The organism is Lacinutrix iliipiscaria (assembly GCF_042686125.1).
Lineage (GTDB): Bacteria > Bacteroidota > Bacteroidia > Flavobacteriales > Flavobacteriaceae > Oceanihabitans > Oceanihabitans iliipiscarium.
Genome location: NZ_JBHUOV010000001.1, coordinates 1,423,962 through 1,448,151, shown reverse-complemented (window position 1 = coordinate 1,448,151; position 24,190 = coordinate 1,423,962). Strand labels below are relative to the sequence as shown.

The window sequence follows — 24,190 nt, the reverse complement described above, 5'->3', positions numbered from 1 at the left end:
AAATGCTTACTTTATTTAATAATTTTGGCAGGATTACCAACAACAACACAATTCGAAGGTACATCTTTAACCACTACAGAGCCTGCACCAACAACAACATTATCGCCAATTGTAATTTCTCCTATAATTACTGCATTTGCTCCTACTGTAACATTATTACCTATAGTAGGAATTAAGGTGTTATCATTGCCTTTATTTCCAATGGTTAAATTATTTCTAAACTGAAAATTTTTACCAATCGTTTTGGCGTTAACAACTGTTCCGAAAGGATGATAACATACCATGCCTCCATCTATTTTTGCACTTCTGAAAATTTTACAAGGAACTTCATTATAAAACCATTTTCTCCACCTGTATTTATTTTGTTTAATCCTCCAAAAGAAAATAAAAGCAAAATCTGGATAATAAATCATTAAGTGCTCAAATTTCTTCTTAATGGTATCAGGTTTTACAGTGCAACCTCTTACCTTAACTGTTTGATTTATATCTTCAATGATAATATTATTTTTATGAACATAACGATTAAAAAGACGACTAAGAATTACTTTTTTAAATCCGTGTTTTATGAGAAAAAATAACCGTTTCATTTTAAAAAACATTTAAAGTGTTTCTATATGATTCTTCATATAAAAAGGAACAAGGTAATAAAGATAGAATTTAAGAATAAATGAAAGTGGAAAAAATGTCATTATTAACAGAAAAAAACGCAATCCAAAAGGAAATTCTACAGGTTTGATTTCTGCTTTTATTTCATTTAACAAATTATTCCTTTTGCTATATCCTCTGGTTTTACAGATTCTTTTTGCTGTGGTTTTATACAAATAAGCATACAATAGTTTTTTATAAAGTACAGGAACTTCGTTCTCTTTATAAAAAGGCAAGTGCGATTTCACAAACCTTGTCCAATGCATAGACACAAGATCTTCGTTCACTTTTGCCATTTCAATTGTGGACTGAGCATGCTTAAAATACAGATAGACATAAGTGTCTAAATAAGCGATGTCACAGGTCATTCCTAGTTTAATATCTAAGGCAGTATCTTCAGTATTTTTAATCCCTTCATTGTACACACCAATTTTAGAAAATACTGTTCTTCTATATAAAAATGCTGGAGGACCAACAACCGATTTCAAGCTAGAAAACCAATGCAAACCCCAAAAAGGTTTGTCTTTTAAAATTACTTGATCTGTTTCGTCACTAGGTTTTATTGTATCACTAATTCCTTTGTGAGATTTCACCATTTTACCAAAAACCGCATATCTATCTGGATGGTTGTCTAGTACTGCAATCATTTTATTTAAGGCATTTGGATAGATTTCGTCGTCCACATCAAAGATATAAACATAATCGCCTTTAGCTTTAGAAATTCCCATATTCCTTGCGGCGGCTGCACCTTGTTTAGGTTGTTGCAACAACTTAACTCTTGAATCCTTTTCTACAAATGTTTGGATACGCTCTTCAGAAGCATCTTTAGAATTATTATTAACATATAATAATTCAAAGTCTTCTAATTGTTGGTTAATAATAGAATTATAGGATTTTTCTATAAAATCTGCTCCATTATATACAGGAATGATTATGGTTAACTTCATCGTTTATTTATTATGAAAATGTTTATTCCAAAGCGCAAAAGTTAACAACATGCTTGTTGGGTGAGAGTAGTAAACTGTATTTTCATTTTTAAATTTATTATAAAATTCTTCAATTACTGATTTGGGAATGAGCTTAAAAAAATCGTCATTAAAAATATACTTCTTTAAATGTTTATCATTATCTGCTCCTAAAAATTGTAATTCAAAATTACGTTGAATGTAAGGGTTCCCAATTACAGCATTAAACTCACGTTTAATTTTATGAAATACTCTATAAGGCAAATTATATGGTGATTTATTATACTGATAATTATTTAAATTAAAGGGTTTTTGTTCATGCCAAGTAATTTTAGATATGGCTTTATCTTGTTTTAAGTGAGCAATCTGTAATCGTCTATCTGCTAAATATTCTTCAGGTATAGTACAAATAAACTCAATCATTCTGTTATCGTAATATGGCAAACTAATAGGATGAGCAGCTTGAAAAATACTTAAGTTCATGGTAGTCCATCTATGAGCCCATTGTGAAGTTTTAAAAGCTCTTACTCTTGCGCTTATATTATCAATTTTTATTTTTGACAAAGAGTTTTCTATTCTTGAAATGAAGTAGGTTTTAAACTCACCTTCTAAGTTCCAGTTTTCCCATAAGGATTCAGCAAACTCTAGTCCTCCAGGTTTCAACATTTTTTTCAATAATAGAGGTATAATATCTTTTTCTACAATTCCATCTGGTGCACCTCTATCAAAAAGTACATCTCCCCAATGTCCTAAAGAAAAAACACCTTGATATTGTTTTAATTCTTTTAAAACAGACATTTGTCTTGGGTGAGTGAATTCAGAAAAGCACTTATTGATTTCAGCTAATTCATCAATATCATTCCATAAATAGCCTTTTGATATTTTATATGCGTCAAAATCAAACCCACAAACTTCAGCGATTTGTTTACTTATTTTATGTTCTGGATAACCTCCTGGAAAAGAATAACTAAAAGCCTGTACAGTGTTATTCAAATTTTTTAAGACCAGCGCTTGACTTCTACTGTCTAGTCCGCCAGACAGTGGTAAGATAACAGGGTTTTCTCCAACCTGTTCTTTGGTGATTGTCGTAAATAAATTTATATATTCATCAAGTGCTTGCTCAAAAGAAATACTCTTTGGTGTATAATGCCACTTAAACCACGGTTTACTTTCAATAAGAAAATTATTTTCATCGAAAATGTGATCATGTCCTGGAAGCAAACATGCCTCATCTTTCCAATAGGTATCATCGTCTAAAAAAAAACCAGTAGCAGCAAAAATACAGATGGCCTTAAAATTTAATTCGTGCGCAGCATGTTGTTTAACAAACTGTAGTTTGGAAGGTAATATTGGCGTTTTTAAGGACTTCATAATTATTGACGAATATAGCAATATTCACGATAGAAGAAAAACCATTTGTTAGGTATTATCTTTAGATTCAAGTAATTTATAAAATCAAGAAAACAATTTTAGAAGCATAATAATTATTTTTGTTCGTGTTTTTTTTATGGTCTTTAGATTAACAAATTGACTATAATGAATTGCTGTTTTAAAATCAGAATTCCTAAGTGCCATTGTTGTTAGTACTTTTGATCTATATTCGACAACCTCTTTAACCTCTTCATTAAACTTATTTCCGCTATAATCATTCCAAAATTTAGCATGATTAATTCGGTTAATTAAATCATCTCTGAAGGGCACATACTCAATTCTATTTTTGCTAGTTACACTGTTTTCATGTTTTCTATAAAACCCAACTGGCTCTGAATAGATTCTACATTTTCCGCTAAATGACAATAAAGTAAAAAGTGCTTTATCGCCAACAATAAAATTATCTAGGATTGACATGATGTTATTAAAGCCTATATTTCTAATCATAACCATTGAGGAAACAAATGGATTTTTTTTGATTAAATCTGAAGTTGTAAAATCAACAAATTCATTTGGTACAGTCCTAACTAATTGATCTATTTCTTTATCATTTCTGTTAAACTTAGCGTTAAATCCAACTAAAGAAAAATCTTTGTTGTTTTCTAAAAAATCTACTTGTTTTTGTAGCTTCATTGCGTCACTCCAATAATCATCTCCTTCACAAAGCGCAATATATTTACCTGTACAAGAGTTAAGTGCAAACCCAAAATTAGACATCATACCCTTATTTTTATCATGATTATAATAGGTGATTAGATAACCATTTGGAAGTGTTTTGATACAGTTTTTAATAATTTGATCTGTATTATCAGGAGAACAATCATTAGCTATAATAAGCTCAAAAGGGAAATTAGTGATTTGATTTAAAACACCATTTATTGCTTTTAAAATGTATTTTTCATGACCATATGTAATCATGCAAACACTAACTAATGGTTGTTTAATCTTATTCAAAATATAACGTTCTAATTATAATATTAAGAGTTTAAAAACTTTTCTTTAAAATGATTTTTAAACGTTCCCGCAAAAAATAAGGCTTTCCTTTATACATCAATGTGTTATAAAAAAATGCAATTATTTTTATTGAAATATACTGCTTTATAGTAATAAAACTATTTTGGTACATTTTTTTTAATAGCATGAGAATCGATTTAAAATTCCCATAATCTATTCCTAAAAAAAAGAAACTAATAAAGACATTTACGACTTCTTTTCGTGTATCATTAATTTTAGATAAATCATTAAAGTAATAATCAAATAGTAAAATCTTATCCTTATATATTCTGCCACTACTTTTATTCTTCTTGGTTGTGTTATGTTCATGAAGCCTCATATAATTTAGAGGTTCTGGAAGGTAAACAATATTATATTTTAAGGCTACACCAACATAAGTAAAAATATCGCCTGTATTTTTAAAGGCTTTTAACACTTCAAAATTTACCGACTGTAAAGCCTCCTTTTTAAATAAAACTGAGCTAGCATTAACGATGACTAACTTATCTAGAAGGTATTTTGGAAAATTATTTTTATGAATGATATTATTTTCTTCATGAACTAAGGTTTCTAAAATTTTTCGGCTTGAAGAAACCAATCCCATTTCCTTTCGATTATCATATACTTTAAATGAATCTGTAAACACCATTCCTAGATTATCATTAGCTTCTAGGAGATTTACGGTATGCTCCAAAAACTTTTCATCTGCATAATCGTCACTTTCTGCAATCCAAACATATTCGCCTTTAGCATGGTTAATCCCTTTAATCCACTGTTTAAAGACAGAGCCTGAGTTTTCTTTATTAATTAATACTTGAGAGACTTTTGAATGGTCGCTGTAGCGCTTTAAAAATTTAGAACTTCCATCAGAAGATGCATCATCTAATATTATTAATTCAAAATCTTGATAGGTTTGATTAAGAATAGAGTCTATGCGCTGTTTTAAATAATTCTCATGATTAAAATTAGGTAAAACAACAGAAACTTTAATATTTTTAATCTTATCTAAATTTTCCAAAAGGTATCAATTATAAAATTAAAATGTTTAATCAAGTAATAAGTCTTCAATACTATTATAAATCTTTTGAGCCTGTGTTTTAGGTGTAAACTCTTGAAATATTTTTTTCATTTCATCTCCATTTTTACGTTTCAAATCTGCATCTTTAAAATATTTAATCACATTATCTCCCATAGCAACAACATCTAAATAAGGAACAACTGAATTTGGCACTTGCTTTAAAACTTCTTCAGTTCCAGTAGCCGATTCAAAACAAATAATTGGTACTCCCATCATTCCAACTTCAACACACACTAAAGGAAAAGGATCTTCTTTAGAAGTCATTAAAAACACATCTAAATTAGAGTAAAACTCTGAGGGATTATCCTGAAATCCTAAGAACTCTACTTTATCAGACAAATTAAGCTTTAAAATATCTTCTTCATAAATTAATTCATGTGCTTTAGAAATTTTGCCTAACCACTGAAACCTGATGTTTTCATTTGGCAACTGTTTTAGCACATAATAAGCAACTAACAGAAAGAACTCAGGTCCTTTACGCCATTGCACTAATCCTGAGGCACCAACTACAAAATTATTAGAAGTCTTAGTATCTTGATTGGTAATCTCTGAATACGCATAAACGACTTTTATTTTATTCTGTAAAAACTTCCAATTAGAAACCAAATTGTGCTTTACTTTTTCTGATACAGCAATGGTGAGGTCTATATCTTTTTCGTATTCATTTAAATTTGGGCAATACCTATTTATTGTAAGATTTAGCTCGTGTAAATGATTTATAAGTTTTGGTGAAGAAGCGCTCTTGTTTTTAATATAAACTGAAACAGGTACACTTACAACACTATTTGCATATATCAAATCATAATTATTTTTAGCTATAGCATCTAATTTTTTTTGAGGATATTTAATTTTTTGATCTTTATTTATATTAAGCTCTTTTTTAAGAATTTGGATCGCCTTACTAGAAAATGTTTCTTCTTTTCTGTTGAAAAAATGCTGATTACTCACTGCTGTAAAATCATCTAACAGATTACCATTTTTCAAGCTCAACACATCAAATTCAACGGTTTTATTTTGCTTCAACCATTTAAGAAAATGGAGCAATACAATTGGAGCTCCAGTTTTTTCTGCGGAATGATTAATAAATAATAGTTTCATAAATTAATATATGTTTTACAAATCGCTAATCTTATGCTTTAAATAGTTGCTTTTAACCTCAACAAATTTTCGCTGTTTAGCATAAGTGTTTTGCAAAATAGCCTTTTTTAATTTAGGGCTTTTGGCTAATAACTCAATGATATAAAATTTCAAAAAAAACAAACGCTTTGAGCCTTTAAAAAAAGGCGTTTTACTAAGTGTTTTTATTGGGAAAGACAGAAACCCTTTTCTTACAGGGAAAGAAATTAACATCTTACACAATAATTTTTCGTAATTGGTTTTTACGAGATCAAACACATCTTCATTTTCAACTAAAAGAGCATCTATAGATACTAAGGCATTATAAACCGAATCCATATAATTATTAGACCTAATGGTTTTCCCTATACTATCATGTTTAGACATTCTAAAATAGTTGTCAGGCGTCTTTTCTATAAACTGTAATTTAGGTTTAAAAAAAAGACTTCTACAGTGTATTTCCCAATCTTGCCAAGCTCTTAGCTGGTCATTCCAACCTCCTATTTTTTTAAAAAAATCTTTTCGCCAAGTCACTCCATTAGTATGCCAAGGCATATCCATATTTATATATCTTCCTATTAGTTTTGATTCCTCTTTATCTGACCCTATTTTATTCCATATGATATCAGAGTCACCTAATTCACGCTTAAATGTTCCTGTTACACAAATAAGCATATCATAATCAAAACCACAATTCATTCTATTTAGTAAAGCTGTTGGCATTAACACATCATCAGAATCTAAAAACACCAGCCAATCACCCTGACTTTTCTCTGCGCCATAATTTCTGGCGCCATTCCCACCAGCTAAATGCGTAATTGGTCGATTATAGAATTTAAATCGCTCATCATTATCTGTATAAGTCTTTACTATGCTTTTAGTGTGATCTGTAGAACCATCATCTACAACAATACATTCCCAGTTTTTATAGGTTTGCGATTTTACACTATTTAGAGTTTCCTCTATTAAATGAGCGCGATTAAAAGCAGGAATAATGATGGAGATCAAAGGCTCTTTTGGCATGGTTATTTTTTTACCTGACTAAAATTAATACGTATGAATCATTATACATATTAACCATTAAATTAGGTTTTGCATTTAAATGTTAAAGTTAAAAAGATTTTTATAAAAAATAAGTGTATAAATATCTATTTTATTGGGTAAGCACTAAAGGCAGAATACACCTTGAGATTAAAATAATCAAATATAGATTGAATTCTTAATAAAGTATCTTGGTTTAGATGATCTAAATAAGATTCAATTTGCTTTACTTTAGAAGGCTTAAAGTTTCCATGGTAATTACTTGCACTCGGTTTTGTATATTGAATTTGGTTAACTACTGCATCTGATAATTCGATATGAATTCCTTTTAAAACTTCTTTTAAAGTTTGTTTTGGGTTACTAACCAGATCTTCGTAAAACAATGTCATCCATTTATTCTGATTCTCAAGTTTTATAATATCTGCATTATTCACACACCAAATAGCAATTTCCACTTCTAGTTGTGTTTGCAACTCGTGTATATACTTTTGATGATTTACAAAACGTTCATTATTAATACAATCTGGTATTTTAAAACTCATATCATTTTCTAAAAGAGCAACATTTACATTTGTAACACCTTCAAATGTTTTCAATCTAGAAATACAGGTAGTAATTGGATGTCTCAACAATAAAATTGGTGGATGCTTAAGTTCTGAAAATGTGTTTACAAACCAAGGTAAACATTGATTTCCTCTCACAAACTTTGTTAATACGTATTTTGAAGATTGCACATCTTTCCATGAAACATATTTTGTTGTCCAATCATTAAATGTTTTCATTCTAATGATATTAGAAAAGAGTGTTTTGTATTTAGTTTCTTTATTCTCTTTATCTATTTTTGGTCGCCAACCAAGCTTATACGATTTAGGAACCACGCCATAATCTACATGTAAAGGCTCCCAGTTAATAATAACACCTGGGATATTTTTTAACAACTCCATGAGCCAAGTGCTTCCTCCACGTGCTTCGCTAAAAATCAATATAGAATCCTTAGTCCTAAAGACTTTTAATTTTAAAAAAAAGTGAAGTATATGCTTTTTGAATTTCTTCATTTATACGATTCAAGACACGCTTATAACAAACTAAATCTCTATTGGTTTTAATTCTTTTTTTATAACTGCTGGTATACCTGCAACCATAGAGTTATTAGGAACATCTTTAGTAACAACTGCTCCTGCAGCTACAATAACATTGTGACCAATAACCACATCTGGTAAAATTGTTGCATTACATCCTATTTGAGAATAATGTCCAATTTTAGAGCGTCCTAAAAGTTTTGCTCCAGGAGAAATCTCTACGAAATCGCCAATTTTCACATCATGGGTTATAATAGCATTGTAATAAATAATAGCACATATTCCTATAGTCACGCCATTAGAAACTATAGCATGATCTAGAATATTTGAGCCGTCTCCTATTGAAACATCAAAACTTCCAATAATTGCATTTTGACTAATCGTGCTTGTTAAAACACCTTTTAATTCCAGAAACTTATCAGTCATTATTTTTCTTAACACTGGGTTACCTAAACCTAAAACAAATCTATTGTCAATGGTTTTAAAGTATGATTCGGCTTCTTGCAAAGTTTGTAAAATTTCGAATTTATCATACATCTTTTTAGAAGTATATGTATTTACATCATCATAAAAAACAAGGTTTTCTATATCACCAGATTGATGAAATGTTTCTAACACTTCTTTTGCAAAACCTTTAGCGCCAACTATTAGCATATATTTCTTTTTACAATATTAATAATTCTATGGACGTCCACTTTTTCTAAACCAACGTAAAGTGGTAGGCACATTATTCTTGAAGCAATACTTCTAGAGATTTCGTTCACACTTTTATTCACATAAGGTAGTTCATCTAAACTTGGATAAAAATAACGTCTTGGGTTTATCTTGTCTTTCTCAAGGACTTGCTTTATTTTTAAAAGCTGAGTTTCTGTTTCAAAAATCACAGGATAATAGCAGTAATTCCACTGAGTCCCCTCTCGTATTTTAAGCAATTGTAATTGAGTGTTTTTAAAAGCTGCATTATACATATCGACAATTAACTTTCTTTCTTTAAGAATTGAGTTAAAATAAGGAAATACTGCTAAACCCATTGCAGCTTGAAGTTCACTTATTTTAGCATTAATCCCAATACCATGAAAAGCCTCAGGACCATCGTGTCCAAAATTATGATGATAGTATAAAGTCTCGTGTACTTTTTTTGAATTTGAAATCATTGCACCTCCTTCTCCTGTATGAAACAATTTTGTAGCATGAAAACTACAAGTGCTTACATCTCCATAATTAAAAACAGACTTATTTTTATACGTTACTCCAAAGCAATGAGCAGCATCGTATATAACAACTAAATTATGTTTTTTTGCTATAGCTTCAATAGCCTCTACATGACAAGGGTTTCCAAAAACATGTGTTGCTAAAATGGCAGTTGTTTTTGATGAAATTGCATTCTCAATTTGGGTCTCATCAATAGTTAAAAATTCTGGATGAATATCTACAAAAACGGGACTACAACCTTCCCATATTATACTACTTGTTGTAGCAACATAACTAAAAGGAGTTGTAATGATCTCTCCTTTTAATTGCATTGCTTTAATTGCTATTTGAAGTGGAAGTGTGCCATTAGTGGTTAATGTTAAATGTTTTACGTTTAAATAACTCTTCAGTTTTTCTTCTAGTTCTAGAACTAAAGCGCCTCTATTTGTCATCCAACAAGTTTCCCAAGCACGACTTAATATCGTTTGAAATTCATGTTGAGGAGGCAAAAAAGTTTTCGTTACATTTATCATATTATTAATTGACTATTGTATTAATTACTACTTCAGACTACACCTTCAAAAAGATAGATTTGATATTTAAATTGCTATAGAATCTTCTAAAACGCTTTGAATCGAATCTATATGCTGCTTCATACTGAAATACTTTTGAGTATGGGATTTACCTGTACTTCCTAAACGTTTAGCTAGGCTTTTATCAGTTAATAACTGAAGCATATGTTGTGCCATAGCATCTACATCAAGCTCATTACAAAGCAGTCCTGTTTCACCATTAATAACGACATCTGGAATTCCTGCATGATTTGTTGAAACAATTGGCAAACCTGCTATACTTGCCTCTAAAACAGATACTGGAGTGCCTTCCATATCTCCATTATTAGCCGTTATGGAATGTTGCACGTAAGCTAAGGATTCTGACAATAACTCTTGATATTCTTCTGAACTAATTACACCCATAAAAACTATATGATCCTCTAAATTCCATAGTTTTGATAAATTCTTACAGGTATTGAGTAACTCTCCTTCACCAGCCATAAATAATTTAGCATTTGGATATTGGTCAATCACCTTTTTAAAAGCCATGATTGTAATATAAGGTGCTTTTTTATCTACAAACCTACCTACAGATAAAAACTGTTGTTTTGAATATTTTGGTTGAACGTCAAAAAAAACATTGGCAGGAGCACATGGTGTATGTGTTATTTTGTTTTTATCACATCCTAAATCGCTAAGCATGTTTACCATTTTTTTTGAAACAGCAATGATACTAGTAGACAATTCAAAAACTTCTTTATAATTGTTACATCGTTTAACCACCTTATATACGCTAGCATCAAATCCATGAAAGATGGTCACAACTGGCAATCCAGAAGCTTTTAAAATATGACGCAAATTAAACGCATGCGTACCATACTCAACAAATATGACATCAATTTTATGTGTTTTAAACGACAATAGAAGTGTTTGTTTAATTGTATCATGTAATGATTGCTTTACTATTTTTCTTTTTAACTTTAGTATAAGACTCTTGAATTTAGGTACTATTTGTTTAGAACCTTCTAATCGAATTTTATTAGGTTTACCATAATAATAAAACACATTGCCTCTAAGTAAGTTTTTATGCGCCTGAATAAAAGTTTCGGAATAAGGGTTTTTATTCGGAGAGAATAGTGCTATATTAAGTTTATCTTCTTTCATTTTTTGACTATTCCATATAGACCAGTAATCATTTGACCTTCCTTAAACTTAACTTTTTTTCCGTTATCCATTTTCATTAAATAACGCATTACAGGTTTCAAAAGCTTTGATAATATTTTCCTCTTAGACGCTTTCATTGAGCTTCTGCGAACCCATAATCCTAGCATTTGAGCCATAGAAGCATGCCAACCACCAAGTGCTTTTATATCTATATCTTTAAATCCACTATTCTTAAAATGTCTATCTAGAGCAAAAGGTGTATAACGATATTCATCGTTAGGCACTTCGTGTAAATTCCATAAAAATGGAACTGTAAAAAAAAACACTCCGCCAGGCTTAAGCACGCGATACACTTCCTTTAATATAACTTCTGGTTCTGGACAATGTTCTAAAACTTCGGTACCAAAAGCCGAATCAAAACTTGCGTCATCAAAAGGCATTCTAACACCATCCCAAGTATAATCAGGTTTTATACCAGCTTCATAAATTAAAGCTGTATCAATATCTAATCCAATATACTCTGTAATACCTGAATGACTTAAAATATGCTGTTTATAAGGCATTTTACCGCAACCAACATCTAACAACTTCCCTTTAAAATTTGGCAATGACTCATTTAACGCATTAAAAATTGAAGTCCGTATATAATAACGGTCTAAATTTTCAATGCGAAGTGGTATTTTAGTAAAACTATCCATTTTTTATTTTTCTAAATACGACCACTATATTTCGTCCATTTATAAATTTACACAATATTCTTTTTAAAACCTTAGGCGCAATTTTATTTACAGCAATTAGCATTTTTGAATAAATAAAACTAGAATTTTTAATATAAGCTGTTAAAAACGCTGTATATGATCTTCCTAAGGGTTCATAATAAACGGTTTCTAATTTGACTGAAAACACTTTCTCTAAAGCTTTTAATGACTTTTCATTCCATAAACCAGCATGATGTGGTGGTAAATTTAGTGTATGGTATTTGTCATTTACAAATAAGTACGGATTATTATTTGGGACTCCTATAATTAATTTACCATTAGGTTTTAATGCAACTAAAGCAGATTGTAAAAAATCATGAACATTAGTTATATGCTCTAAAACTTGAAAAAAACAAACCACATCGTGAGAGTCTTTATGGTTAACTGTAAATTCATCAATAAGCATATCGTGAATTTGAAGTCCTTCTAATTGACACTTTTTTATGGCTTCTGGATTAAGTTCTAAGCCTTCTGCTTGAATAGATTTTGATTTTAGCAGAGAAAGGAATGCTCCAAAACCTGATCCGATTTCTAAAACTTTCTCCTTTGGGTTTAAGGTTGATAAAATTTTATTATGTTCCCATCTTGTTGAATAGTAACTCTTACGGTTGATGGATAAATCTTTATAAAAATCCGCATCTCCTATAATAGAAAAAGGATGATAGAATCGGTAATTCGTTTTGGTACATTTATATAATTGAACCGTATTTAGGTTTTCAAAAAACCTTTTGACGTCTACTCCAATTTCCTCGTATTGAGATATCGTCTGAGCTACTGAAAAATCTTCAACCTTTACAACTGTTGGTTGTTGAGTAAGTGGACTTAATATTTTCTCCATATCAATAATAACCGTGTTCTTTTAAATTCAAATTTAACGTTTTATCAAGAATTTCATTTCCTTCTTGATATTTAGTTAATGTATGCTTGAGCAACGCTTCATCTTTAGCGTTAAAATAGCTTCCAAAACGAAGTATATTTGAAGCTTGAAGCTTTCGTCTTAACTTATCTTGATTAATAAATCTTGGAGGTATAATATATTTTTCTGACAGCGGACTTTTTAAAAATCTATTTAAATTTTTTAAAAAAGATAATTGAAACCCAGACAGGCTTCTATACTCTAGTGTATTTTTTTTTATATCAAATTTTTCGTTTTCAAAAAAATCTTCAAGCTTTTCAAAAAAGCAAATGTCATCAGTTTTTAATAATTCATAAGGAATAACACTAACATTTTCTTTACCAAAAACTTCAGAATAAACCTTATATGTTTCCAAAAAATCAAATGTATTTAGGTCTATTCTATTCATGCCATATTTAGGATGGCGAATAAAAGGGCCTAATTTCATTGTGCCTCCTTGATGAATGTATTGTATATAAGCCGATTTAATTAAGCTGTCTTGTCTTCTTATCGTTATTAATATTTTAGAGTCGCTGTCAAAAATTTTTGCCAATCGATGAGGAATAACATCTATCATAAATGAACCTTTAAAAATAGGTCCTGTTAATTCTTCAAAAGAAATAAAATTATTTTTTGCCTTAAAATGACTTTTATGTTTTTCAAAATCTATACTTCGGTCTGGTTTATATATGATATCCATCAAACCAAACTTATGAAACTCTGGATGGCCAACAAATTGGTGATTTATTAATTGCGGGAATATATGCTTTTGGAGGTATGTTGTAGCAGTTTTTGGATAACCTATATGAATTTTATTCATTTTACTATTTAATCTTTCTACATTTTAACACCTATTCTACATGTATAATCTATTCTAGATAAAAATAAAGGTATATTATTTTTATCTAAATATTCGTCGACTGCTTTTTTACAACCACTCCAATGTCCATAATCATCAATAATAATAATACCTCCTTTTTCTAACCTTGGAAACAAATGTTCCATTTCATGTTTAGTAGATTCGTACCAATCTGTATCCAATCTTAACAGAGCAATTTTCTCTGGTGTATTATGATCTGGAATAGTGTCTTCTACTTTCCCTTTAATAAAATGAATATGGTCTTTATTATAATCTACAGATTGTATATTAGATTGTACCTCTTCTAATGAAGAATAGCACATGACACCATTTTTATCGACATATATTTCTTTTGCACTTTGTTGCTTTTTTACAGAAAAATCTTCATCTGTTGGATAGGTCATCCCTTCAAAGGTGTCATATAAAAAAACATCTTTCTCTTTCTTTAATTGATTTAAAGTATGAAGTACAGCCATTATACTTCCTCCTTTCCATACACCACACTCTACAATGCTGCCTTCAATATTATTTTTAATCACATACTCGGTTGCTCTAATTAAAGAAACAATTCTTTCTGAGCTAGTCATTGTAAAATTATTTGTCTTTTTTATAATCTCTTTTTCAAAATCTGAAAAATCGGCTGTATTTTGTTCGACTTCATTATTTTTATTAAGCTTTTCAGCTTGAGATAAAGACAATATTTTGCTGAGTTGTTTCTTTACTTTTTTCATAAGTCCTTTTCTATTTTCCAAACTGAGTCCTCTATATATTTGCAAGCTCCTTTTTGCCAATTATATGCAGTCCTATTAGTTTTCATCATTTCCACTTTAAAATTACAAGTAGATTCAATATAATCAAATCTTTGTTTGCTTTTAGAATTTGAAAGGAAAACTCTTAAAGAATAATTTCCCATATAGAGTCTCGACTTATTAAAAACACATTTAAACTTATAATTTCCTTTTTCGCGAACAGTTTCATGATCTGAGTCCATTCTCCAAACATGAGTAATTGCATTTTGATATTCATCAATGACTTGAAATGCTAAAGCCAAATTTTCAACTTTGTGTGGTAAAGAAATTTCAAAATCAATATCTAATTCTTTTCCAAATTCGTGAATATTTCCGGGTAAACTTGTATTAATAGTGATTTTTTTAATTTGTGGCACCTCACTAGGAGTATTATTTACATATTGTAATTCGCTCTGATCAGCTATTAAATATTCATTAATAGCTAAATCTGTTTCACCTACAAAATGGACTTTTCCGTGTTTTAAGACAATGACTCTTTCGGTTAATTGTACAATAGCATTCATATCATGGCTAACAAACAATACCGTTCTTCCTTCGCCTTTACTAATATCTTGCATTTTGCCAATTGCTTTTTTCTGAAATTCAGCATCACCTACAGCTAGTACTTCATCAATAACCAAAATATCTGGCTCTAAAAATGCGGCAACAGCAAAAGCTAAGCGTACGCGCATACCAGACGAATAACGTTTCACAGGAGTATCTACATAACGTGCGCAGCCAGAAAACTCAATTATTTCGTCTTGTTTAGCTTTTATTTCGGCTTTGGTCATTCCTAGAATAGCCCCATTTAAAAATATATTTTCTCTTCCTGTAAGCTCAGGGTGAAAGCCTGTACCAACTTCAAGTAAAGATGCAATACGTCCTTTTGTCTTGATCTCGCCTGTTGTAGGGCTAGTGACTCTTGATAAGATTTTCAATAAGGTAGATTTCCCAGCGCCATTTTTTCCAATGATTCCTAAAACTTCACCTTCTTTAACCTCAAAATTAATGTCTTGTAGTGCCCAAACATAATCGCTTGTTGCTTTTGTGCTTCTATCATTGACATCACCCACTTTTAAAAAAGGATCTTCCTTACCACGAATACGATGCCACCAACGATTTAAATCATGGCTTATCGTACCAGTACCAACTAGGCCTAAGCGATATTGCTTACTAATATTTGTAGCTTTTAATATAATCCTAGACATAATTAAACGGTATCTATAAAAGTTTTTTCAGTTCTATTAAAAATAATGATTCCAAAAAATAAAACAAGGAATGTAATACTTACCGTGTAGAGTATCCCAAAGGCACTTACAGTACCTTCTCCTAATAACATATATCTAGCAGTTTCAACAATATATGCCATTGGATTATATTCTACTAGCCAAGCAATATTTGGTAATTTTTCTCGCATCAATGCTAAAGGATACATAACAGCAGATATGTACATCAACAATTGTACTCCAAAATTAACTAAAAAATTTAAGTCTCTATATTTTGTAACTAAAGACGAAATAATCATCCCTAAACCTAAACCTAACAAGCCCATTAAAACAACAAGAAATGGAAAATAAATTGCAGTAAAATTTAATTGAATTCCAGCGCCTTGGCTATAATAATAAATATAAAATGCGATAAAAATGAGCAACTGAATTCCAAACTTCACCAGATTAGAAATTATAACAGAAAGCGGTAAAATTATGCGCGGAAAATAGACTTTGTTAAAAATTGCTGAATTACTTTTAAATGTATCAGAAGTTGATGTTAGACATGTTTTAAAATAATTCCAGATAGAAACTCCTGCTAAATTGAATAAAAAAGGAGGAATACTGCCTGTTTCAATATTAGCAACTTTATTGAAAATAATAGTAAATGTTAAGGCCGTAAATAAAGGTTGAATTAAATACCATAGCGGTCCTAATACTGTTTGTTTATAAACTGTTACGACATCTCTTTTAACAAACAATAATAGTAAATCTCTATAACTCCATATCTCTTTAAAATTAAAGTCTATTAACTTTTTTTTAGATGAGATAGAATATAACCATTTATCTTCCAATAGATTTTATTTTAAGAATTCATAAAATAATCCCACGTTACTTTTAAACCTTCTTTGACTGAAAATTGGGGTTTATAATTTAACAAGGTTTCTGCTTTAGAAATATTTGCTAAAGAATCTCTTACGTCTCCTTGTCTTGGAGGTCCATATACTGGTGGTATTTTTTTATTTGCAGCAGCACTTAAATTATTCCATAAAGTATTTACGCTAATACGCTCTCCACAAGCTACATTAAACACTTGATTCGCTGCGTCTTTTGAAGCGAAAAACCCTCTAATATTAGCTTGAACTGCATTATCTACAAAAGTAAAGTCTCGAGTTTGCTCACCATCTCCATTAATTTTTGGTGACACATCATCTTTTAAAGCTTGCATAAACAAAGGAATTACGGCAGCGTAAGCTCCATTAGGACTTTGCTTAGGACCATACACATTAAAATAGCGTAAGCCAATAACATCTGTATTGTAAGTTGAACCAAAGACATTAGCATATAGTTCATTTACGTATTTTGTAACTGCATAAGGCGATAAAGGATTACCTATTTTATCTTCAACTTTTGGCAATGATTTACTATCTCCATAAGTAGAACTAGAGGCTGCATAGACCATTCTTTTTACCGTTTCACTTTCTTTTAAGGCAATCATCATATTTAAAAACCCAGAAATATTTACATCGTTAGTAGTCGCTGGGTCATTTATAGAGCGAGGCACAGAACCCAAAGCTGCTTGATGAGATACGTAATCTACATCTAACATAGCACGCTTACAAGTTTCTAGATCTCTAATGTCGCCTTCAATTAATTCAAAAGCTGGATGGTTTTCAAATTCGGTTAAATTTTCTCTATAACCATTAGAAAAATTATCTAAAACTCGAACTTTCTTAGCTCCAAATTTCAATAAATATTCTACAATATTAGAACCAATAAATCCGCCTCCACCTGTTACAAGGAAGCTAAGGTTAGAAATATCTGTATTATGGTAATTATTAGTATACATCATAATCTGGCATCTACTTGATCTTTAGGAAATAAACTCTTTACGTCAAAAATAACTCCTGTTTTAGATTTCAATTTTTGCAAATCTAATTTTATAAACTCTTCATGAGATACTGCTAAAATAATAGCATCGTAATTATCACTTATTTCTGTTTTTGATGATAATAAATCAAAGCCGTATTCATGTTTTACTTCTTCAGAAGAAGCCCAAGGGTCTAATACATCAACATTAACATGATACGTTTCTAGTTCTTTTATTATATCTATAACTCTAGAATTTCTAATATCTGGGCAATTCTCTTTAAAGGTAATTCCTAAAACTAATGCTTTAGAACCTTTAATAGTGGCACCTTTATTAATCATCATTTTAACAGTTTCTTGAGCGACATAGCTTCCCATACTGTCATTCATTTTTCTTCCAGCAAGGATGATTTCTGGGTTATAACCTGATTCTATAGCTTTTTGTGCTAAATAATAAGGATCAACTCCAATGCAATGACCACCAACCAATCCTGGAGTAAAGTTGATGAAATTCCATTTAGTTCCTGCAGCTTCTAAAACAGCTTTAGTATCAATATCTAATAGTCTAAATATTTTTGAAAGTTCATTTACAAAAGCAATATTAATATCGCGTTGAGAATTTTCAATGACTTTAGCAGCTTCAGCAACTTTTATTGTAGGAGCCATATGAGTTCCTGCGGTTATGATTGATTTATATAAATCATCTATAACGATAGCAATTTCTGGTGTCGAGCCAGAAGTTACCTTCAATATTTTTGTAACCGTATGTTTTTTATCTCCTGGATTAATTCGCTCTGGCGAGTAACCTGCAAAAAAATCTTTATTGAATTTCAAGCCAGATTGTTCTTCTAAAATAGGTACACAAATATCTTCTGTTACTCCTGGGTATACTGTAGATTCATAAATTACAATATCTCCTTCTCTTAAGACTTTAGCAACTGTTTCGCTTGCTTTAATAAGAGGTGTGAAAATTGGTTTATTTAAAGCATCTGTTGGTGTAGGAACTGTTATAATATAAACATTAGACTGCTCTAAATCTTCAGGTTTATTGGTTATAAATAATCCTTTATCTTCATTAAGATTATCAATTAATACTTTCTCTAATTCCTCTTGTTCAACCTCTAGGGTTCTGTCTTTAGCTTGTCTAAGCTCTTGAACTCTGTTGGTATTAATATCAAAACCTATAACTTGGTATTTCTTAGCAAATTCTGCCGCTAAAGGCAAACCTACATATCCCAAACCTATTACAGTTAATTTATGCTTATTCATACTTTTTAGTCGATTAATAATTGGTATTAATATTATATTTTAAATACTTTTTATAAATGCTTTTATCTTTTGTACTACAGACTTATTACTATCTTCATGATAAGCGTTTCCATAAACGCCATAACCATAACCGTAGCCATAACCGTAGCCATAACCATAATTATGATTAGTTTTGTGTTTGTAGAAGTTTAATACAAAACTAATATTCCTCACTTCTCCTACTCTATACTTCGCATTAATGAGCTGTAACATTCCTTTTTTAGTGTAATCTAATCTAACCATAAAAATAGTTGCATCTGCATATTGTACAAGTTCTAAGGCATCAGTTACCAATCCTAATGGTGGTGTATCTAAAACAATCATATCGTATGTTTGTCTTAACTCTTTTATTAAAGGACTCATCTTTGTACTCATCAATAATTCTGATGGATTAGGCGGAATTGGCCCAGAAGTAATTACATCTAAGTTATCAATATGTGTATGATTAACGACTTCTTCTAATGTACTATCTCCAATAAAGTAATTAACAACACCTTGTTCGTTTGTTAAATCAAAATCTCCAAATATTTTTGGCTTACGTAAATCTAAACCTAATAATATGGTTCGCTTACCAGATAAAGCATATACAGTTGCAATGTTTATAGAACAAAAGGTTTTCCCCTCTCCACTTACCGAAGAAGTTACCATTATCGTTTTACCACCTTCACCTTCAACTTTAAGCTTATTTTTATAAAAAAATTGCAAACTAGAACGAATAGATCTAAAAGATTCTGCAACAGCAGATTTTGGCTTTTCAAATACTACAAGATTATTATGATATCTGTATTTACCAATTAAACCTAAGATTGGAATACTAGAGAGTTGCTCTACTTCATCAGAACCATGTATGGTATTATCTAATAAAAAGACTACAAAAATAAGAAACATTGGAATGAAGAATCCCAGCATAAGTCCCATCATATAATTTAATGACTTATTCGGACCTATTATTCCTCCTCCAATATCTTTTGCTTCATCTACAATAGTAATATCTGAAATATTAGCGGCTTTAACAATCGCGGCTTCGCTTCGTTTAATCATGTAAATATCATAAGCTTCTTGGCTAATACTTAACTTTCTTTGAATTTTCAAATACTCTTGTTGATCTTCAGGTAAACCACTCAATTGAGCTTCCATTTTAGCAATATTTCTATTGATGGTTCCTAGCTGAATATTAATTGTACTAACTGTAGATTTAATAGTCTCTAACAATACATTCTTCTCTGCATCTATTTGTCGGTCTAAATTTTTAAAGATATCTGATTCTTTTCTAGTAGTATATTCTAAGCTTTGACGTTCTATTGCTAATTCAGTAATCTTTCTAACACTACTTAAGATATTCGTTTCGCTTATTCCCACAGAAGTTGGCGCTGCTATACTTGTATAATCCGTTTTAGTTCGCAAATAAATTTCTAGTCTATCTAAATAGTCTAGTTTAGCTATTTCGGCTTCCTTTTGAGCTTCAAACCCTTTTAATCTTGCAGAAACATCTAACATTTCGGCACCAACATCGAAGACTTTATTCTTTTTTCTAAAGTCGTTCATTTCTTTGGTAACTTCTTTTAAGTTAATATCTACAGCAGCCAAACTACTATCAATAAACTTAATAGTATTAGTTGCATAAAGGTTTTTACGTTCTAATTCTGTTAAACTTAAAATCGCAGCTGTTGTATTTAAATAGTCTACAATTTTTGCTTTATTAGTACCAGATAATGACAAGGCTAATACTGGAGAATTAGACTTATCAAAAGTTTTAATCATAATCCCTTGTTTATAGGAATGGACTACATGATCAAAGTTTTTAAATTGTAAGAAAAATTCTGTATTAGGTTTAACTGTTTTCCCATTTCTAAATTGTAGCGTTGCATTAAAAAAAGGAAGAACTATAGGCTCTCCAATAGAAAATGTTTTTTTAAAGGTTTTCTGCGGAACTTTAACACGTGCTTTTTCTTTAGTATCATAGCGTTGTGCTAGCATTTGAGGGTTTTCAAATTCTGTAAAAACTTCAAATTCATTAGTGCTAATAAATCTAATCCCAATTAATCCATTGAGTACTTGAAACTTAGAAAAATCTAAATCGACAACAAATGGGACTTCTTTATAAACATCAATTTTTCTATACTTACCTTGCACAAGATGGTCCATATAAAATTGAAGCGAGTCAACTACTTTTTCATTATGCGTTCTAGTTTGTAGGGTTGTCATGGTCTTTCCCATCTTACCTGACACACCTCCCCAATTAAAAGAGATACTTGTATTCGCAGTAAAAAAGGGATTCTGATCGTTCTCTACACTAATTAAGGATTCTAATTTATATACGTTTTCTTTTCTAACATTAATAAGGTAGGCAATAATTAAGGCTGTTCCTATGCAAAGAAAAACGAACTTCCATAGATTTAGAACCTTAAACAAATAACCTTTAAAATCAAACGTTATCTGCTTAGACTCTATATTTTCAATATCATCAAATTCATTGTAGGCCATAAAACTATAATCGATTATAAAGTATAACTGTGGTTGTAAGTAAAGATAAGATTGTAGCTACAGCTCCTATATTTTGTAATAAATTCGTCCCTGTTCCCCAAGATTTTTGTTTTAACGGTTTAACATAAATCATATCGTTAGGTTGAATGTAATAATATGGAGAATTCATCACTTCAACATCTGTTAAATCTAAGTGATGTATTTTTTGTCCTTGTGGGTACTGTCTAATGATTAGCACATCTTTTAAATCTCCTGTTACTGGAATATCTCCAGAGTTGGCAATAGCCTCAAGTATATTAACACGCTCTTGAAACAATGTCCTCGTTCCTGTACTATTAATTTCACCCATTGTTGTATATTTCAATCCAGTGAGCTTTACAGTAACAAAAATATTAGCTGTTTCCTTAAATATTTCATCAAGTAATTTTTTTTCAATCATTTGTTCAATCTCTTCAGTAGTATAACCTAAAACATTTAGTTTACCTAATGTTGGAATCCTTATATTCCCATGAACATCTACAGTAAACCCATCAAAATAAGATCGCTCAACACTACCAGCATTTAAGTTTTCATCTCCAAAAGGGTTAAATATTTGCACATTATCTTGATCAAGAGCTTTAACACGAACATTTAAAATATCGTTAATCTGAACATGATAAGGCTTTTGCTTTTCCACTATAGTTTGAAGTGAATCTATAGGAACATTTTTGTTTTGGAAATATATAGTATCCTTATGTGGTATACATGACGAAACCATCACGCATATTAAAAGAAAAACAAGAACAAAACGTCTATTCATAGTATAAAATCTAGTTTCAACAAATATAACTTTTCAACAGCAATATTAAAATTTATATTCTAATTTTTGGTTTTTTGTGCGTTATTTGTAAAAAAAACAAGTTGAACTACCTTAATGTAGAAAATATTTCAAAATCATATGGTGAATTAGAACTCTTTCAAGATATTTCTTTCAGCATACATAAAGATCAGAAAATTGCTTTCGTAGCAAAAAATGGCACTGGCAAAACATCTATACTCAACATTTTAGCAAAACAAGATGTACCTGATTCTGGTCAAGTTATTTTTAGAAAAGACATTGTGGTTTCCTTTTTAACTCAGGAGCCTATTCTAGATTCAAACTTAACTATTGAGGACACTATTTTTAGTTCTGACAATGCCATTCTTCAAGTTATTAAATCTTACGAAAAAGCACTTTTAAACCCTGAAGATGAAGACACTTATCAAAAAGCTTTTGAAAACATGGATAGGCATAATGCTTGGGATTTTGAAACGCAATACAAACAAATTCTTTATAAATTAAAACTTGACAACCTCAACCAAAAAGTAAGCACACTATCTGGCGGACAAAAAAAACGCCTAGCACTAGCAAATGCTTTAATTAACAAACCTGACTTACTTATTTTAGACGAGCCAACCAACCATCTGGATTTAGAAATGATTGAATGGCTTGAAGCTTTTTTTGCTAAAGAAAATATCACTCTATTCATGGTGACACATGATCGCTATTTTTTAGAACGCGTTTGTAATGAAATTATTGAGTTAGATCAAGGTGAGTTATATTCATATAAAGGAAACTACTCCTACTATTTAGAAAAAAAAGAAGAACGTGTTAATCGCGAAGCTGTTGAGACAGGCAAAGCCAAACAACTTTTTAAAAAAGAATTGGCTTGGATGCGTAGGCAACCCAAAGCACGAACAACTAAATCCAAATCCAGAATAGACGATTTTACAGAAATAAAACATCGTGCACACCAACGCAGAAAAGACCACGTCGTGCAATTAGAACTTAACATGGAACGTCTTGGCAGCAAGATTATTGAACTCCACAAAATCTCGAAATCCTTTAAAAACAAAACTATTCTTAATCAATTTGATTATAACTTTCAGAAAGGAGAACGCGTTGGTATAATTGGCAAAAACGGAACTGGTAAATCTACTTTTTTAAATATTATAACCCAATCTATTCAACCTGATGCTGGAAAAATTGTCATCGGAGAAACTGTAAAATTTGGTTATTATACCCAAAATGGAATTAAAGTCAAGCAAGACCAAAAGGTTATTGATGTGGTTAAAGAATTTGGCGATTATATTCCTTTAAAAAAAGGCAGACAAATTAGTGCGCAACAGCTTCTTGAACGGTTTTTATTCGACAGAAAAAAACAATATGATTTTGTTGAAAAACTAAGTGGTGGTGAACGCAAACGACTATATTTATGTACTGTTTTAATTCAAAATCCGAATTTTTTAATTCTTGATGAGCCTACGAACGACTTAGACATTGTGACCTTAAATGTACTAGAAAACTTTCTTCTTGATTTTCCTGGTTGCCTAATGGTTGTGTCGCATGACAGATATTTCATGGATAAAATCATTGATCATCTCTTTATTTTTAGAGGCGATGGCATTGTTGAAGATTTCCCTGGTAATTATAGCGATTTTAGAGCATACGAAGATAGTCAGCCTGTAGTTTCTGAAATCAGTGACGATAAGAAAGAAAAGAAATCTTGGAAAAAAGACAGCAACAACAAACTATCTTATAACGAACAAAAAGAATATAAAAATATTGAAAGCAAATTAAAATCTTTAGAGTATGACAAAAAGGAATTAGAAAACAAATTCAATGACGAAACTCTAACTCAAGATGAAATCACTAAGCTTTCAGAAAAATTACAACTCATCATTGATGATATGGAAACCAAAGAAGAACGTTGGTTTGAACTCATGGAAAAAATGGAGAAATAAA

At 30.5% G+C, this 24,190-nt stretch carries 22 protein-coding genes; 1 reads left to right on the top strand and 21 read right to left on the bottom strand.

From position 1 onward, the window contains the following. Positions 1-11: 11 nt before the first annotated feature. The 21 genes from ACFS5M_RS06575 to ACFS5M_RS06475 all read right to left on the bottom strand — a co-directional run bounded on the left by ACFS5M_RS06575 (position 12) and on the right by ACFS5M_RS06475 (position 22,102). Positions 12-587 carry a DapH/DapD/GlmU-related protein gene (locus ACFS5M_RS06575; RefSeq protein WP_379898264.1) on the bottom strand — a complete coding sequence of 192 codons (576 nt, stop codon included), beginning with the start codon at positions 585-587 and terminating at the stop codon, positions 12-14. A gap of 12 nt (positions 588-599) precedes the next feature. Continuing rightward, a complete protein-coding gene (locus ACFS5M_RS06570) occupies positions 600-1,592 on the bottom strand; it encodes a glycosyltransferase family 2 protein (protein ID WP_183487007.1) in 993 nt (330 codons plus the stop codon). A 3-nt stretch (positions 1,593-1,595) separates the two neighbouring features. Continuing rightward, positions 1,596-2,981, bottom strand: coding sequence for an asparagine synthase-related protein (locus ACFS5M_RS06565; protein ID WP_183487006.1), 1,386 nt, complete (start codon positions 2,979-2,981; stop codon positions 1,596-1,598). A gap of 84 nt (positions 2,982-3,065) precedes the next feature. Continuing rightward, complete coding sequence (locus tag ACFS5M_RS06560; protein WP_183487004.1) at positions 3,066-3,995, bottom strand: glycosyltransferase; 930 nt, start codon at positions 3,993-3,995, stop codon at positions 3,066-3,068. A gap of 31 nt (positions 3,996-4,026) precedes the next feature. Beyond that, positions 4,027-5,052 (bottom strand): glycosyltransferase family 2 protein, encoded by a 1,026-nt coding sequence (locus ACFS5M_RS06555; RefSeq protein ID WP_183487002.1) that lies wholly within the window; start codon positions 5,050-5,052, stop codon positions 4,027-4,029. Between the two features lie 27 nt (positions 5,053-5,079). Continuing rightward, positions 5,080-6,210: a glycosyltransferase gene (locus tag ACFS5M_RS06550; RefSeq protein WP_183487000.1), complete on the bottom strand. Its 1,131-nt coding sequence runs from the start codon at positions 6,208-6,210 to the stop codon at positions 5,080-5,082. A gap of 15 nt (positions 6,211-6,225) precedes the next feature. Continuing rightward, positions 6,226-7,251, bottom strand: coding sequence for a glycosyltransferase family 2 protein (locus ACFS5M_RS06545; RefSeq protein WP_183486998.1), 1,026 nt, complete (start codon positions 7,249-7,251; stop codon positions 6,226-6,228). A 125-nt stretch (positions 7,252-7,376) separates the two neighbouring features. Next, positions 7,377-8,324 (bottom strand): sulfotransferase, encoded by a 948-nt coding sequence (locus ACFS5M_RS06540; RefSeq protein ID WP_183486996.1) that lies wholly within the window; start codon positions 8,322-8,324, stop codon positions 7,377-7,379. 30 nt (positions 8,325-8,354) lie between these two features. Continuing rightward, positions 8,355-9,002, bottom strand: coding sequence for an acetyltransferase (locus tag ACFS5M_RS06535; protein WP_183486994.1), 648 nt, complete (start codon positions 9,000-9,002; stop codon positions 8,355-8,357). Next, positions 8,996-10,072, bottom strand: coding sequence for a DegT/DnrJ/EryC1/StrS family aminotransferase (locus tag ACFS5M_RS06530; protein WP_183486992.1), 1,077 nt, complete (start codon positions 10,070-10,072; stop codon positions 8,996-8,998). The genes ACFS5M_RS06535 and ACFS5M_RS06530 overlap by 7 nt, the downstream gene beginning before the upstream one ends. A 66-nt stretch (positions 10,073-10,138) precedes the next feature. Further along, positions 10,139-11,257 carry a glycosyltransferase family 4 protein gene (locus ACFS5M_RS06525; protein ID WP_183486990.1) on the bottom strand — a complete coding sequence of 373 codons (1,119 nt, stop codon included), beginning with the start codon at positions 11,255-11,257 and terminating at the stop codon, positions 10,139-10,141. Further along, on the bottom strand, positions 11,254-11,955 hold the full coding sequence (locus ACFS5M_RS06520; RefSeq protein ID WP_183486988.1) for a class I SAM-dependent methyltransferase: 702 nt from the start codon (positions 11,953-11,955) through the stop codon (positions 11,254-11,256). The genes ACFS5M_RS06525 and ACFS5M_RS06520 overlap by 4 nt, the downstream gene beginning before the upstream one ends. Then, on the bottom strand, positions 11,948-12,853 hold the full coding sequence (locus ACFS5M_RS06515) for a class I SAM-dependent methyltransferase (RefSeq protein WP_183486986.1): 906 nt from the start codon (positions 12,851-12,853) through the stop codon (positions 11,948-11,950). Before ACFS5M_RS06515 ends, ACFS5M_RS06520 begins: the two co-directional genes overlap by 8 nt. Before the next feature lies 1 nt (position 12,854). Then, complete coding sequence (locus tag ACFS5M_RS06510) at positions 12,855-13,730, bottom strand: hypothetical protein (RefSeq protein WP_183486985.1); 876 nt, start codon at positions 13,728-13,730, stop codon at positions 12,855-12,857. A 17-nt stretch (positions 13,731-13,747) separates the two neighbouring features. Next, a complete protein-coding gene (locus ACFS5M_RS06505; RefSeq protein ID WP_183486983.1) occupies positions 13,748-14,500 on the bottom strand; it encodes a TylF/MycF/NovP-related O-methyltransferase in 753 nt (250 codons plus the stop codon). Further along, entirely contained in the window at positions 14,497-15,765 is a 1,269-nt protein-coding gene (locus tag ACFS5M_RS06500; RefSeq protein WP_183486981.1) for an ABC transporter ATP-binding protein, read from the bottom strand. The genes ACFS5M_RS06505 and ACFS5M_RS06500 overlap by 4 nt, the downstream gene beginning before the upstream one ends. A gap of 2 nt (positions 15,766-15,767) precedes the next feature. Continuing rightward, positions 15,768-16,619, bottom strand: coding sequence for an ABC transporter permease (locus tag ACFS5M_RS06495; protein WP_183486979.1), 852 nt, complete (start codon positions 16,617-16,619; stop codon positions 15,768-15,770). A gap of 11 nt (positions 16,620-16,630) precedes the next feature. Beyond that, on the bottom strand, positions 16,631-17,614 hold the full coding sequence (locus ACFS5M_RS06490) for an SDR family oxidoreductase (protein WP_183487305.1): 984 nt from the start codon (positions 17,612-17,614) through the stop codon (positions 16,631-16,633). After that, complete coding sequence (locus ACFS5M_RS06485) at positions 17,614-18,903, bottom strand: nucleotide sugar dehydrogenase (protein ID WP_183486977.1); 1,290 nt, start codon at positions 18,901-18,903, stop codon at positions 17,614-17,616. The genes ACFS5M_RS06490 and ACFS5M_RS06485 overlap by 1 nt, the downstream gene beginning before the upstream one ends. 39 nt (positions 18,904-18,942) lie before the next feature. After that, a complete protein-coding gene (locus ACFS5M_RS06480; RefSeq protein WP_183486969.1) occupies positions 18,943-21,426 on the bottom strand; it encodes a GumC family protein in 2,484 nt (827 codons plus the stop codon). Between the two features lie 4 nt (positions 21,427-21,430). Then, entirely contained in the window at positions 21,431-22,102 is a 672-nt protein-coding gene (locus ACFS5M_RS06475; protein ID WP_379898252.1) for a polysaccharide biosynthesis/export family protein, read from the bottom strand. Positions 22,103-22,326: 224 nt separating this feature from the next. On the opposite strand from ACFS5M_RS06475, the gene ACFS5M_RS06470 reads away from it, so the two are divergent. Beyond that, positions 22,327-24,189, top strand: a complete 1,863-nt coding sequence (locus ACFS5M_RS06470) for an ABC-F family ATP-binding cassette domain-containing protein (RefSeq protein ID WP_183486953.1) — start codon at positions 22,327-22,329, stop codon at positions 24,187-24,189. Position 24,190: the final 1 nt, after the last annotated feature.